General features: G+C 66.5%; 11 protein-coding genes. 7 read left to right on the forward strand and 4 right to left on the reverse strand.

Annotated elements, in window-relative coordinates; genetic code table 11:
- Window positions 1–9: 9 nt before the first annotated feature.
- The gene (ettA, locus tag SBI67_RS18115; protein ID WP_318981873.1) at window positions 10–1,683 is read right to left on the reverse strand and encodes an energy-dependent translational throttle protein EttA; all 1,674 of its coding nucleotides are present in this window, start codon (window positions 1,681–1,683) and stop codon (window positions 10–12) included.
- 78 nt (window positions 1,684–1,761) lie between these two features.
- Entirely contained in the window at window positions 1,762–2,229 is a 468-nt protein-coding gene (locus SBI67_RS18120; protein ID WP_318981874.1) for a single-stranded DNA-binding protein, read from the reverse strand.
- Window positions 2,230–2,400: 171 nt separating this feature from the next.
- Here SBI67_RS18120 and atzF point away from each other — a divergent pair, with 171 nt between their 5' ends.
- Window positions 2,401–4,020 (forward strand): allophanate hydrolase, encoded by a 1,620-nt coding sequence (gene atzF, locus SBI67_RS18125; protein WP_318981875.1) that lies wholly within the window; start codon window positions 2,401–2,403, stop codon window positions 4,018–4,020.
- Between the two features lie 89 nt (window positions 4,021–4,109).
- On the opposite strand, the gene SBI67_RS18130 is transcribed toward atzF, so the two are convergent.
- Window positions 4,110–5,885, reverse strand: coding sequence for an acyl-CoA dehydrogenase (locus SBI67_RS18130; RefSeq protein ID WP_318981876.1), 1,776 nt, complete (start codon window positions 5,883–5,885; stop codon window positions 4,110–4,112).
- A gap of 113 nt (window positions 5,886–5,998) precedes the next feature.
- Here SBI67_RS18130 and SBI67_RS18135 point away from each other — a divergent pair, with 113 nt between their 5' ends.
- From SBI67_RS18135 to SBI67_RS18160, 6 genes are all read left to right on the forward strand, one after another.
- Complete coding sequence (locus SBI67_RS18135; protein ID WP_318981877.1) at window positions 5,999–6,583, forward strand: TetR/AcrR family transcriptional regulator; 585 nt, start codon at window positions 5,999–6,001, stop codon at window positions 6,581–6,583.
- 126 nt (window positions 6,584–6,709) lie between these two features.
- Window positions 6,710–7,192 (forward strand): MarR family winged helix-turn-helix transcriptional regulator, encoded by a 483-nt coding sequence (locus SBI67_RS18140; RefSeq protein ID WP_318981878.1) that lies wholly within the window; start codon window positions 6,710–6,712, stop codon window positions 7,190–7,192.
- Between the two features lie 46 nt (window positions 7,193–7,238).
- On the forward strand, window positions 7,239–7,691 hold the full coding sequence (locus SBI67_RS18145; protein WP_318981879.1) for an MmpS family transport accessory protein: 453 nt from the start codon (window positions 7,239–7,241) through the stop codon (window positions 7,689–7,691).
- Entirely contained in the window at window positions 7,688–10,576 is a 2,889-nt protein-coding gene (locus SBI67_RS18150) for an MMPL/RND family transporter (protein ID WP_318981880.1), read from the forward strand. Before SBI67_RS18145 ends, SBI67_RS18150 begins: the two co-directional genes overlap by 4 nt.
- Window positions 10,577–10,685: 109 nt before the next feature.
- Window positions 10,686–12,527 (forward strand): Stk1 family PASTA domain-containing Ser/Thr kinase, encoded by a 1,842-nt coding sequence (gene pknB / locus SBI67_RS18155; RefSeq protein WP_318981881.1) that lies wholly within the window; start codon window positions 10,686–10,688, stop codon window positions 12,525–12,527.
- Window positions 12,528–12,769: 242 nt separating this feature from the next.
- Window positions 12,770–13,015 (forward strand): hypothetical protein, encoded by a 246-nt coding sequence (locus SBI67_RS18160; protein ID WP_318981882.1) that lies wholly within the window; start codon window positions 12,770–12,772, stop codon window positions 13,013–13,015.
- On the opposite strand, the gene SBI67_RS18165 is transcribed toward SBI67_RS18160, so the two are convergent.
- The gene (locus SBI67_RS18165; protein WP_318981883.1) at window positions 13,012–15,030 is read right to left on the reverse strand and encodes a bifunctional copper resistance protein CopD/cytochrome c oxidase assembly protein; all 2,019 of its coding nucleotides are present in this window, start codon (window positions 15,028–15,030) and stop codon (window positions 13,012–13,014) included. The two genes, SBI67_RS18160 and SBI67_RS18165, sit on opposite strands and share 4 nt — an antisense overlap.
- Window positions 15,031–15,045: the final 15 nt, after the last annotated feature.

The raw sequence follows: 15,045 nt of genomic DNA on the forward strand, positions 1-15,045 counted from the left end.
CCCGCGGGATCAGTCGCGGGTGAGTCTGCGGTGTGTCACCCGGTGGGGGCGCGCCGCGTCGGCTCCGAGCCGCTGGATCTTGTTCTCCTCGTACGCACCGAAGTTGCCCTCGAACCAGAACCACTTGGCCTCGTTGTCGTCGTCGCCCTCCCACGCCAAGATGTGCGTGCAGGTGCGGTCGAGGAACCAGCGGTCGTGGGAGATCACCACGGCACAACCAGGGAACTGCTCGAGGGCATTCTCCAGCGAGCTCAGCGTCTCGACATCGAGATCGTTGGTGGGCTCGTCGAGCAGGATCAGGTTGCCGCCCTCTTTGAGGGTGAGGGCGAGGTTGAGCCGGTTGCGCTCACCACCGGACAGCACGCCCGCGGGCTTCTGCTGGTCGGGGCCCTTGAACCCGAACGCCGACACGTAGGCTCGGGACGGGATCTCGTTCTGGCCGACCTCGATGTAGTCCAGCCCGTCGGAAACGACCTGCCACACCGTCTTCTTCGGGTCGATACCGGCCCGGCTCTGGTCGACGTAGCTCAGCTTGACCGTCTCACCGACCTTCACGGTGCCGCTGTCCGGCGCTTCCAGTCCGACGATGGTCTTGAACAAGGTGGTCTTACCGACACCGTTGGGGCCGATCACGCCGACGATGCCATTGCGCGGCAGGGTGAAGGACAGGTCCTTGATCAGGGTGCGGCCGTCGAACCCCTTGTCCAGATGTTCGACCTCGACCACCAGGTTGCCCAGCCGCGGCGGGGTCGGGATCTGGATTTCCTCGAAGTCGAGCTTGCGGGTCTTCTCCGCCTCGGCGGCCATCTCCTCGTAGCGGCCGAGCCGGGCCTTGTTCTTGGCCTGCCGGGCCTTGGCGCCCGAACGCACCCAGGCCAGCTCCTCCTTCAGCCGCTTCTGCAGCTTCTGGTCCTTCTTGCCCTGCACTTCCAGGCGCTCGGCCTTCTTCTCCAGGTAGGTGGAGTAGTTGCCCTCGTACGGGTAGGCCCGGCCGCGGTCGAGCTCCAGGATCCACTCGGCGACGTTGTCCAGGAAGTACCGGTCGTGGGTGACGGCCAGGATGGCGCCCTTGTAGGAGGCCAGATGCTGTTCGAGCCACAGCACGCTCTCGGCGTCGAGGTGGTTGGTCGGCTCGTCGAGCAGCAGCAGGTCGGGTTTGGACAGCAGCAGTTTGCACAGCGCCACGCGGCGCTTCTCACCACCGGACAGGTGGGTGACCGGCTCGTCCGGCGGCGGGCAGCGCAGCGCGTCCATGGCCTGCTCCAGCTGGGAGTCGATATCCCAGGCGTCGGCCGCGTCCAACTCCTCCTGCAGCTGGCCCATCTCTTCCATGAGCTCATCGGTGTAGTCGGTGGCCATCAGTTCGGCCACCTCGTTGTACCGGTTGAGCTTGGCCTTGACGGCGACGCCTTCTTCGACGTTCTCCCGGACGGTCTTGGTCTCGTCGAGATGCGGCTCCTGCATGAGGATGCCGACCGTCGCGCCCGGCGCCAGGAAGGCGTCGCCGTTGTTGGCCTGGTCGATACCGGCCATGATCTTCAGAACGCTCGATTTACCGGCCCCGTTGGGGCCGACGACGCCGATCTTCGCGCCGGGAAGGAAGTTCAAGGTGACGTCGTCGAGGATGACCTTGTCGCCGTGCGCCTTGCGGACCTTCCGCATCGTGTAGATGAATTCGGCCATTGCCGTCGTCTTGCCTTTCGTCCGGCTGCGATCTCGATGAAACTCGCAGACCATCCTAGGCAAGGCCGGAAATCGTGGTTACGCCGAGATCGGCAGCTCCCCCGGCTGCTCGACGCCGTCGTCGGCGGCTTCGGCGCGCGCTTCACCGTCCACGCCGGTCGGCTCGGACCGCTCGGCCGGCTCGGCAGAGCGCCGTGCCGGGTCGATCTTGACCCGGCACCGGGTCAGGTCGGGACCGACCGCGGTGGCCCGCACCTCGATCGTGGACCGGCGGTTGCCCTCCTTGTCCTCGTACTCATTGGTGTAGATCTGTCCGACGACGACCACCGGGTCGCCCTTGAACAGCACACCGGCCACACCGTCGGCGACCCGGCCCCAGCAGTTGACGGTCAGATAGAGCGAGTTGCCGGGTTCCCAGCCGCCCTCGGCGGTTCGCCGGCGGGAGTTGCTGGCCACCCGGAACCGGATGAACTCCTGGTCGCCGATGCGACGCGGCACCACGTCGGTGATGACGGTGCCGACCACGGAAAACGGTGTCTCGAACATGGCATTGCCTTTCAGTCATTTCCTCGGTGCCGGCGGCGGACGCTCGCGCTGCCGGCCTGTGCACCCATTGACCCGCCCGGCACCGACAGGCCCGGTATCACGAGCCCGTCGCCGCGCGCCGCCTGTGGATCAATCGGGCACTGTGGATAACCGGGCTCTAGGGTTTGGCCCATGACCGTGTGGATCAGCCGACGCCCCGATGCCGATATCGAGACCGACCTGGCCGCCAGCCGCGCGGCCGGCGGGGCACTGGCCGGGCTGCGACTGGCCGTGAAGGACAACGTCGACGTCGCCGGTCTGACCACCACCGCGGCGTGCCCGCAGTTCGGCTATGAGCCCGCCGTGGATGCGGCTGCTGTCGCGGCGTTGCGCGCGGCGGGTGCGGTCGTGGTCGGCAAGACGAACCTGGACCAGTTCGCCACCGGGCTGGTCGGGACGCGCTCTCCGTATGGTGCGGTAGCGGACACCCGCAGACCCGACCACATCAGCGGCGGCTCGAGCTCAGGATCGGCCGCCGCGGTCGCGTCCGGGCAGGCCGATATTGCGATCGGCACCGACACGGCGGGGTCGGGCCGGGTGCCGGCGGGACTACAGGGCATCGTCGGGATCAAACCGACGCTCGGTGTGGTGAGCACCGACGGTGTCGTCCCGGCCTGCGAATCCTATGACTGTGTCACAATTTTCGCCCGCGACCTGGAGCTGGCGAACACCGCGATGGCGGCGATGGCGGCGGCCGGGGACCGGCCGTGGCCCGCCGACACCCGGCTGGCGGCACCACCGAATCCCATTGTGGCCGTGCCATCGTCGCTTCCCGCGCTCGACGACACCTGGCAGGCCGCGTTCGCCGCCGCGGTGCAGACCTTGGAGCAGGCCGGCGCCCGCATCGTCCAGGTCGACATCGGCCCGTTCCTGGCCGCGGCCCGGCTACTCTACGACGGTGCACTCGTGGCCGAAAGATACGCCGCGGTAGGCGAATTCATCGACAGCCACCCGGACGCGGACCTTGATCCGACAGTGCGCCACATCATCACCAAGGCCCGCGACATCCCGGCGCACCGCCTGGTCACCGACCGCCGCGAGGTGGCCCGGCTGCGCACGGTGGCGCTGCGGTCATTGGACGGGGCCGACGCTCTGTTGGTGCCCACCGCGCCGCTGCATCCGACCCTGGAGCAGGTGGCCGCCGACCCGATCGGGGTGAACTCGACGATGGGCACCTACACCAACTTCTGCAACCTGTTCGACATGTGCGGCGTCGCGGTGCCCGCCGGAACCGCGGGCGACGCACAGTTCGGTGTCACGGTGCTGGCCCGCGCGTTCGACGACGCCGTCGCGTTGGATATCGCCGCGATGGCCACGGGTATCGAAGGACCCCAGCAGGTGTGGCCATTGGCGGTCGCCGACCATACCGAGCTGGTGGTGTTCGGCGCGCACCTGCGCGGCGGCGCCTTGGTGTCGCAGCTGACCGATCTGGGTGCCCGCTGGGACGGCGAGTTGACGACGGCGCCGCGGTACCGGATGACAGTGCTGCCGACGACGCCGGCCAAGCCTGCCGTCACCCGCGTCGCCGAGGGTGACGAGGGCGCGGCACTACTGGGCCACCGGTGGCTGCTGCCCCCCGCGGCGCTGGGCCGGTTCCTGGCGGCATTGCCGGCACCGATGCAGTTGGGCAAGGTCGAGTTCGCCGACGGAACCTGGCGCACCGCATTCGCCGCCGATGCGTCGGCCGCGACCGGGCTCGATATCAGCTCCTACGGCAGTTGGCCTTCGGCCATCGCGGCCGGAGCGGTCTGACACAGCCGCCGCGGCCGGAGCGGTCTGACACAGCCACCGCGGCCGGAGCGGTCTGACACAGCCATCGCGGCCGGAGCGGTGTAGCGGACTCAGAACCAGTCGGGCCGGGCTTCGACGGTCACGCGGTCCAGCGATGCCAGCAGATCGAACTGCGGACCCACCTTGGGCAGCTCGTAGGTGAAGAAATACTGTGCCGCGGCACGCTTCCCGTCGTAGAAACTCCCCTGGTTGTCGCTCACCGCGAGCAGCTGCTCCAACCACAGCCAGGCCACCACGACGTGACCCGCCGCTTCCAGGTACACCGACGCATTGGCGAGGGTGGTGGCGAGCTCATCGGCCGACCAGAGGATCGCTGTGACCTCCTGGAGGCGTTGGACGGCCCGCCGGAGGGCACCTGCCTGGGTGGCGGCGTAGTCCGCAGCCGCAGCCCTGTCGATGGTCTCGCCGATCCGGGCCACGAGCAGGTCCAGGCCCGCCCCGTCCTGCATGACGACCTTTCGGCCCAGCAGGTCCAGGCCGTGGATCCCGTGGGTGCCTTCGTGAATGGCGTTCAGGCGGTTGTCCCGGTAGTACTGCTCGACGTCGAATTCCGTCGTGTAGCCGTACCCACCGTGAACCTGGATCGCAAGACTGTTGGCCTCCAGGCACCACTGCGACGGCCAACTCTTGGCGATGGGGGTCAGGACCTCCAGAAGCAAATGCGCGCGGTCACGCTCGCTGTCTGTGCCGGTTCGGGCTTCGTCGACGAGGTTCGCGCAGTACAGCCCCAGCGCCAGCCCGCCCTCCACATATGACTTCTGCGCCAGCAGCATTCGTTTGACATCGGCGTGCTCGATCAGCGGCACGGGTCGCACGGACGCATCCTTGTTCCCGACTGGGCGGCCCTGGGTACGCTGCTTGGCATACTCCAGTGCTGCCAGGTATCCGGCGTAACCGGTTGCGCTGGCTTGTAATCCGACCGCCATCCGGGCCTCGTTCATCATGTGGAACATGTACGCCAGGCCCTTGTGCTCCTCGCCGACCAAGTAACCGATGGCACCCTCGCCGCCGGCCACCGGGTGGGTTCCGTCGCCGAAGTTCAGCAGCGCATTCGTCGTCGCGTGGTTACCCATCTTGTGGTTCAGGCTCACCAGCGCCACGTCGTTGCGGGTGCCGTCCGGAAGGTACTTCGGCACGATGAACAGGGAGATGCCTTTGACACCCGGACCACCGCCGGGTGCCTTCGCGAGCACGAGATGCACGATGTTCTCCGTCAACTCGTGGTCCCCACCGGTGATCCACATCTTGGTGCCCGTGACACGGTAGGTGCCGTCCGGTGTACGGACCGCCCTGGTGGTGATGTCGGCGAGGGATGATCCGGCTTCGGGTTCTGACAGGCACATCGTGCCGAAGTAGCGACCCTCCAACATGGGCCGCACCCATGTGTCGATCTGCTCCTGGGAACCGTACTCGGCCAGCAGATTGGCATTGCCCATTGTCAGGAAGGCATAGGCCGTGGTGCTGGGGTTGGCCGCACGCGCAAAGGCCAACGCCGCCTGCGACACCACCGTCGGCAACTGCATCCCACCGATCGCCTCGTCGAACGGACCCGCCATCAGGCCCGCGGCGCTGAACGCATCCAGCGCTTCCTTGATCTCGTCGATCAGCACGACCGAACCGTCGGACCGCACCACGGGCTGGATCTGATCGCCCTTTTTGTTATGTGGAGCAAAGAGTTTGGCCGCGATGTCGGCCGAAAGGTCGAGCACGGCGTCGAACGTGTCCCTGGAGTGTTCGGCGAAATGATCACGCTTGGTCAGCGCGGTGACATCCAGCCACTCGTGGAGCAGGAAGTCGATATCGCGCCGCGAGAGAAAGTCGGCCATGGTCGCGCCTTTCGGATGGGCAAAAAATTAGCGAACGCTCATTTGATGAGCGCTCGCTAATATTGCGACGTCGGTGCCGCCGGTGTCAATTGTGTGTAGGATCACCCATCGTCATGGCCATCGACCGATCTTCGGATTCAGCTGCAGCAGAACGCATGCGGCGAGCTGCCATCGAAGCGTTCGCCGAGTCGGGATATGGCGGCAGCTCCACCCGCCAGATCGCCAAACGCCTCAACATGAGCGCGACGGCCATGTACCCGCACTACCGGTCGAAAGAGGAGTTGCTCTTCGCGATCGCACTGGAGGGCCACAGCAGTGTGCTGGCCGCCCTCAAGCAGGCGGATCCGCTGACCACGACCTTCGGCGAGCGACTCCGCGCCGTGGTCGCCGCCTTCGCGCGATGGCACGCGGAGAATCACAAGCAGGCCCGCGTCGTCCAGTACGAATTACACGGCCTGACCGCCGCCCACTACCGCAAGATCGCGCCACTGCGGCACGAGGCGACCGCGGTGCTGACCGATATCATCGCCGGCGGCATCCGCGCCGGCGAATTCGGCGTCGACAGTGTCGACGAGATCGTGATGGCGATCTCCTCGCTGTGCGTGGACGTGTGCCGCTGGTTCCCCTCCAAGAAACACCACGACGCGGTCAAGCTCGGCGAACTCTACGCAGATATCGCCGAGCGACTCGTGCGCTGAGCCGGCGACCGACTACATCACGCATCCCATCATTCCTATCCGCAGGTCACGCAAACGCCTGCAGGAGCTTGGCCCATTCCTGCGCTCGGCTATCGATTAGATAAGCTTCGTGATATAGATACGGATGTGGATTCGCCCCGGTCCGACGACCATGCACGAGAGTGCATCGGCCAGTTGCTCGACAACGCAACGGACCTGACCGCGCGATTCCTCTCGGATCGGACGGAACTGAGCGCCTCCGCCGCCTACGCCATGCACCGGGTTTCCCGAGAGGGGCCGATCAGGCTGACCATGCTGGCCGCCAAGGAAGGCGTGAGCCAGCCGTCGATGACACAACTGATGCAACGCCTGGAACGGGCCGAACTCGTGGCGCGGGTGCCGGATCCGGATGATGGTCGGGCTTGCCTGATCGCGATCACCGAGCAGGGGCAGGCGTTGCTCGACAATCGCCGGCGCACGCGCCGGGAGCGGCTACAGCAGTTCCTGGCAAGCCTGTCCCCGGAAGACGAACGCGCGCTGGCGTTGGCGGCCAGCGTCGCAGGACCCATCCTGGCGCGGCTGACCGCCGACGACCCGCTTACGAGGCCGAACGACGACGGATCCGGCTGACGACGTTCCCGTCGAGACGACCGATTGAACGGTGAAAGAGGTTGGGGTGAAGAAAGTTCGAGTGGGCCGTGGGCTGAAGGCGATATGGATCCCGGTGGTCCTGATCATCGTGCTGGCCGTCTCGGGCCTGGTGGTCTCGCGGCTGCACAAGATGTTCGGGTCGCAGGACCTGAACGCCAACGCCGGCGCCGGTATCGAGATCGTCCAGTTCAACCCCAAGGTGCTGGTCTACGAGGTGTACGGGGCGCCGGGCACCTTCGCCGAGATCAGCTATTTCGACCCGGATGCCAACGTGCATTCGGTCAGCGCGCCGCTGCCGTGGTCGGTCACCCTGTCGACCACGCTGCCGACAGTCAGCGCGAACTTGATGGCGCGCAGCGACAGTCGATCCAGCGGCGATGCGATCGGGTGCCGCGTCACCGTCAACGGCATTGTCCGTGAGGAGCAGAGCGCCAATGGTGTCAACGCCCAGACCTACTGCCTGGTGAAGTCCGCATGACCACAACCGAATCCACCGGTACGGCGAAACGGCCCGCCTTCCCGCGTCTGATCCGCATCCTTGCGTGGCCGATCGTCCTGGTCTGGATCGTGATCGCCGTCGTGGTGAACGTGATCGCACCCCAGCTCGAGGTGGTCGGCGAGCTGCACGCCGCACCGATGGCTCCCGAGGACGCGCCGTCCATGCAGGCGATGAAGCTGATGGGCGCGAATTTCAAGGAGTTCAACTCCAACAGCACCATCATGGTGGTCATCGAAGGCCAGCAGCCGCTGGGCCCGGATGCGCACAAGTACTACGACGAGATCATCCACAAGCTGCAGCAGGATCCCGAACACATCCAGCACATCCAGGACTTCTGGGGTGACACGCTGACCGCCGCCGGTGCCCAAAGTGCCGACGGCAAAGCGTCTTACGTGATGATCAACCTCGCCGGCGAACAGGGCATGACGTTGGCCAACGAGGGAGTGGACGCGGTCCGCAAGGTCATCGAGGAGACCAAAGCCCCGCCCGGGGTCCAGGCCTACGTGGCCGGCCCTGCGGCCTTGACCGACGACCTGCACGTCATCGGCAATGCGAGCCTGGCCGAGATCACCCTGATCACCCTGGTGGCCATCGCCCTCATGCTGCTGGTGGTCTACCGCTCGATCAGGACCACGCTGGTCCAATTGTTCCTGACTTTCCTGGCCCTGCTCACCGCTCGCGGCGTCGTCTCGGTACTGGCCACCCACAACGTGTTCGGGCTGACCACCTTCGCGGGCAACATCTTGACCATGCTGGCCATCGCGGCTGCCACGGACTACGGAATCTTCATCTTCGGCCGGTACCGCGAAGACCGGGGCCTTGGCCTGGACCGCGATGATTCCTACTACGCGACTTTCAAATCCGTCGCGCCGGTGATCGTCGGTTCGGGACTGACCATCGCCGGAGCCACGTACTGCCTCAGCTTCTGCCGGCTGCCGTATTTCTCCACCATGGGCGCCCCGGTAGCGATCGGCATGCTCGTCGTCGTCGCCATCTCGGTCACCCTGGGGCCGGCGGTCCTTTACCTCGGTAGCCGTATCGGCCTCTACGAGTCCAAGCGGCCGCCGCACAGCACGTTCTGGCGCAAGGTCGGCACGGCCGTGGTGCGCTGGCCCGCACCGATTTTCGTGGCCAGCCTGTTCGTCGTGCTGATCGGGCTCGTGGCGATCCCCGGGTACAAACCGGCCTACAACGACCAGTACTACCTACCGAAAGACGCCCCGGTGAACATCGGTTTCGCCGCCGCCGACCGACACTTCTCGCAGGCCAGGATGAACCCGGACATCCTGATGGTCGAGTCCGGCCACGATATGCGTAACCCCGCAGACATGCTGGTGCTGAACAAGATTTCGAGCAATGTGATGCACGCCGAAGGCATCGCGATGGTGCAGAACATCACCCGGCCGCTGGGTATCCCCATCCAGCACAGCTCGATTCCGTTCCAGACCAGTATTTCGGGACAGACCAGTAACCTGAACCTGCCGTTTCAGCGTAAACAGCTTGAGGACCAGCTGCGGATGATCGATGCGACCAATACGTCGATCGACATCCTGAAGAAGCAGTACGCCCTGTCGCTCGAGCAGACCCAGCTGACCCAGGCCTCCGCTGCGAAGTCGCAAGAGCTGCTCAAGGTGACCGAGCAGGTCCGCGACAACATCGCCAACTTCGACGACCAGTTCCGGCCGCTGCGCAACTACTTCTACTGGGAGCCGCACTGCTTCGACATCCCGATGTGTGCGGCCACCCGGTCGGTGTTCGACGCCCTGGACGGGATCGACCAGTTGACCGACAAGACCGGCGAGGTGCAGGTCAACACCGACAAGCTGGCCGACCTGGCGCCGAAGCTGACCGCCCTGCTGCCGCAGACCATCGCGTCGATGGAAACCAGCCGCGATCTGTCGCTGGCGTCGTACAACTCGCAGAAGGCGCTGATCGACCAGATGCAGGCGATGAACGACACGGCGCTGTCGATGGGTGCGGCATTCGACGGCGCCAAGAACGACGACTTGTTCTACCTGCCTCCGGAAGCCTTCCAGAACCCCGATTTCGAGCGCGGCCTGAAGATGTTCCTCTCGCCCGACGGCAAGTCGGCACGCATGTTCATCACCCACCAGACCGACCCGGCGACGGTGGAGGGCATCGCTCGGGTGGAGTCCGAGCGCAAGGCCGCGCAGGAGGCCTTGAAGATGTCGTCACTGTCGGACGCCAAGATCTATCTCGGCGGGGTTGCGGCGACGTATAAGGACATGTCCGACGGCGCTCGCTATGACCTGCTGATCGCGGTGGTGTCCTCGCTGACGCTGATCTTCATGATCATGCTCATCCTGACCCGCAGCGCGGTGGCGGCCCTCGTGATCGTCGGGACCGCCGGCAGCTCCATCGCCGCGTCGTTCGGCATCTCGGTGCTGCTCTGGCAGGACCTGCTCGGCATCCAGGTGCAGTGGCTGGTCATGTTGATGTCGGTCATCATCCTGTTGGCCGTGGGCTCGGACTACAACCTGCTACTGGTGTCCCGGTTCAAGGACGAAATTCATGCCGGGTTGAAGACGGGCATCATCCGGTCCATGGCCGGCACGGGCGGCGTGGTGACCTCCGCCGGGCTGGTGTTCGCGGCGACGATGGCGGGCATGATGGCCAGCAAGCTGGTCGTGCTGGCCCAGATGGGGTCGACCATTGCCATCGGTCTGCTGATCGACACGTTCATCGTGCGGTCACTGCTGATGCCGTCCATCGCGACCATGTTGGGCCGCTGGTTCTGGTGGCCGCAGGTGGTCTACCCGCGCGGCGACTACCAGTTCGTGCCGTATCAGCCGAAGCGTCACGCCGGTGACGCCGACACCGAGGCGCTGCCTGTTCAGGGCTGATTGCCCAGGTCGCGGCGGATCCGACCGGGGTGTCGGTCCCGCCGCGACGCTGTTGAGCGATGATCGATGGCGTGGGTTATGACAGTGTCGGCGGGAACGAGGTGGCGCGATGACGGTGCCTCAGCAACTGACCGATCGTTACGAGCTGGGCGAGATCCTGGGCTTCGGCGGGATGTCGGAGGTGCACCGTGCCCGCGACATCCGGCTGCACCGTGACGTCGCGATCAAGATCCTGCGCGCCGACCTGGTCCGCGATCCGAGCTTCTACCAGCGCTTTCGCCGGGAGGCCAAGCACACCGCGGCGCTGAACCATCCGTCGATCGTGGCGGTGTACGACACCGGGGAGGCGCAGACACCCAACGGGAACCTGCCGTTCCTGGTGATGGAGTACGTCGAGGGCCAGACGGTCGGCAAGCTGATCCAGCGGCACGGCGCGATGGAGCCGCACCGGGCGATCGCGATCATCGGCGAGGTCTGCACGGCGCTGGAGTTCAGCCACAGCCGCGGGATCGTGCACCGCGATATCAAACCGGCGAACATCATGATCACCCCGACCGGGGCGGTGAAGGTGATGGACTTCGGAATCGCGCACGCCATGAACGCCACCACCGGTGACCGGCTGACCGCGACGTCGGCCGTCGTGGGCACCGCCCAGTACTTCTCCCCCGAGCAAGCCCGTGGCCAGGAGGTCGACGCCCGCACCGACGTCTACTCGCTGGGCTGCGTGCTCTACGAAATGCTCACCGGACAAGCCCTTTTCACCGGTGACACGCCGTTGGCTGTGGCCTACCAGCATGTCCGGGAGCGGCCGGTTCCGCCGTCGCAACGACGCGCGGGCATCTCCCCCGACCTCGACGCCGTGGTGCTCAAGGCACTGGCCAAGAAACCCGACAAGCGCTATCAGAGCGCCGCCGAACTGCATGCCGACCTGCTGCGCGTCGGCAGCGGGAACGCACCGCAGGCACCGGTGCAGCCGCCGCCCGACACCGACGAGACCCCGGCAGCACACGATCCGAGCCCGCACACCCTGCAGATGCCGGTCCAGGAGCGCCGCGGCCCATCCCGGCGCTGGCTGATCGGCGGTGCGCTCGCGGCGGTGGTGCTGCTGGTGCTCGCCGGTGTGTACATCGTGGGCGTCATGAACCGGGTGCGGGTGCCCGACGTCCACGGGCTCAGCCGCCAGGACGCGGTGAGCCGGTTGCAGGACCAGGGCCTGAAGCCCCAGGTCGACACCAAACCGGACGGGTCGGTGGACGCCGGCCGGGTGATCGATACCGACCCGGCGGCCGACTCCTCGGTGGCCTCCGGCAGCGATATCACCCTCAACGTGTCGACCGGACCCGAACAGCGCCGTATCCCCGACGTCTCGAAGTCCACCTACGACCAGGCGGTGCGCACGCTGCACGACGCCGGGTTCGACAACGTCCGGCGCATGTCGCAGCCCTCCACGGCCGAGGACAAGGACCGCGTGGTCGAGACCATCCCTGCGGCGCAGCAGGATTCGGCCACCAGCAACGAGATCATCATCGTGGTCGGTGCGGGCCCCGCGACGCGTCAGGTACCCGATGTGGCAACACAGACCGAGGACCAGGCCAAGCAGATTCTCGACACCGCGGGATTCACCACGGTCCTGCCGATACCGACCGACGGCACCCTGCCTGCGGGTCAGGTGCTCGGCACCGATCCGCCGGCGGGCGCCTCCGCGGCAGCGGACGCGCCGATCACCATCAAGGTGTCCCGCGGAAACCAGTTCGAGATGCCCGATGTGCGGAACTACGTGTACACGGACCTGGTTCCCTACCTCGCCACCTTTGGCTTCACCGGGCGCCTGGACAAGGGACCCGATATCGATGCCGGCCCCGCGAACCGCAACAAGGTGGTGCAGCAGGACCCGGCGCCCGGTACTCCCGTCAACCGGGACGGCATCATCACGGTGAACTACGGCTCCTGACGTCGTACGCGTGACGTCGGCCACATTTACATAGGTGTACGCATACAAGAGCCGCCGCCGCCAAGAAGGCCGAAAAGCACTGCGGCAGTGACCTTTGGACCGCCCGCCAAAACTCACAGCAGCCTGATGGACTTTTTGATCGTTACCCTATATAACTTCTTGTATAGGCAAGGGCCTGCATGGGGCGGCATGGACCGCTCCGGCCCACGCGAATTACCGAAAAAATACATAGGGGAACGAATATGAAGGGTCTGACTCTCACGTCCTTGATCGGTGCGGCCGCCAGTGCCGTGGCGCTGGCGGCGTTGGCCGGCACTGCGAGCCTGTCGTCGCCGGATATGCACTCGGCGGCGGGCATGGAAACCGGTGTGACCGTGACGAACACCCCCGGCGCCCCGGCCGAGGTGCGCCCTCCGATGATGAGCGCGGCACCGCAGATCACCGGTCCGGCGCCGCTGCCCACCGAAGAACAGGGCCTGCCGGGCTAACCGCCGCGGCCCGTCTCCTGGTCGGCCAGTTTGGCCAGCATCGCGTTGTAGGCGGCCAGGTCGGCGTCCTCGTCTCGGTCGGCCGCCCGATCGAGGCGCTTGGCGGTGCGGTCATCGCTGCGCCGCCACTGGATCAGTAGCGCCAGCATGACCAGCACCAGCGGCACCTCACCGGCCGACCAGGCTATTCCGCCGCCAAGACGCTGGTCGGCGAGCAGATCGGTATGCCAGGGCAGCTGTAGCGATTTGTAGAAGCTCTCGGCCATCACCGTCTGGGTGCCCATCAGCACTACGCCGAAGAAGGCATGCAGCGGCAGTGAGCCGAACACCACGCCCAACTTGGCCAGCGCTGGAATGGGCCGTGGGGTCGGATCGATTCCGATGACGACCCAGTAGAACAGGTAGCCGGACAGCAGGAAGTGCAGGTTCATCGCCACGTGTGCGGCATGGATCCCGGCCACCGCGTCGAAGATGCCGCCGAAGTACAGGCCGTAGAAGCCACCGACGAACAAGGCGGTGGCCACGAACGGGTTGGTGAGCACCTGGGACACCCGGCTGTGCAGTGCTGCCAGTAGCCATTCCCGCATACCCGGCGGAGACCCGCGACCGGCGGTCGGCAACGCACGCAGTGCCAGCGTCACGGGAGCCCCGAGCACCAACAGCACTGGGGACAGCATCGACAGCAGCATGTGCGCGCCCATGTGCATGCTGAACATGGCGGGCATGTACCGGCCCAGGCCCGACGATGTCGCGAACAGCAGCACTGCGCAGCCGCACAGCCAGGCGATGGTCCGGCCGACCGGCCAGGCATCCCCACGTCGGCGCAGCCGGATCACCCCGGCGACATAGAGGGCGGCGAACAGGATGGCTGCGGTGCCGAAGATGAGGTCGAAACGCCAGTCGAACAGGATGCGCGCCACCGTCGGCGGGCCGGCCAGGTCGTAGCCGATCTCCACCGCGGTGACCGACGGGTTGGCCACCGGGGGCGGTGGCGGCGGTGTGCGGCCCAGGGCGACGGCAATACCGAAGGTGATGCCGAACACCAGCGACTCGACGAAAGCCAGCCGGAGCAGCGGTCGCCGGTTCTCCGGATCGCGGGCCAAAGCCCGCACCGCACTGCGCCGCTGCGCGTATCCGAGTGCCCCGAGCACCAGCAGAGCGGCCACCTTGCCGATGATCAGCCAGCCGTAGCTGCTGTGCAGCAGGTCGCCCGGCCGCACCCGGACGAAGGCGTTGATGACGCCGGAGAACCCCATCGCGACGAAACAGCACAGGGCGATCGCCGAAAACCGGCGCGCGGCCAGGTCGGTGTGCGCGCCGCCACGGATAGCCAGCGCCCACAGCGCCAACAACCCGCCGGCCCACACCACCCCGGCAACGAGGTGGATGAACAGACTGTTGGTGGCCAGGTCATGGGAACCGCCTGCCGAGGAATGCCCCGACAACGCCAGCGGCACCAGGGTGAACACGGCCCCCGCGCACAACACCGGCGTCCAGGCCCACCGCAGCACCGGAATGCTCACGACGGTGACCACCGCGGCGAACAGAGCGGTCCACCGCCAGGTGCCCGCGGTCTCGACCAGGCCGGCCACCGACCAGATATCGGCCAGTCCGAGCTTGCTGAGCAACGGCTGGCCGGTGATATCGGACACCGTCAGCGGCACCAGAAGCACCGCGCACACCGTCCAGACGCCCGATGCCAGGGTGCCCGCCCGCAGCGCGCGGTACCCCGCGACATCGAGCACTCCGCTGGCCTGCGGCGGCACCAGAAACGCCGCCAGCAGGAACGAGCCCACGGCGACGGCGGCGGCGATCTCCCCTGCTGCCCGGACGAACGGCAGGCCGTAGGTGGTCACCGGACCGGGATCGGGCAGGCCGGTGGCGGTCAGCGCATCGGCCAGCGACAACCCGCCCAACCCGGCCGCGACGGCGCCGGCCAGCACGGCGACACCGAACAGGACGGGCCATACGGCGCCGCGCGGAGCGGGCGTCCTCGCTGAGGGGGTGGACGTCATCCCTCCAGCGTATGG

The sequence above is a fragment of the Mycolicibacterium chengduense genome (genome assembly GCF_033741155.1).
In the GTDB taxonomy this organism is placed as follows: domain Bacteria; phylum Actinomycetota; class Actinomycetes; order Mycobacteriales; family Mycobacteriaceae; genus Mycobacterium.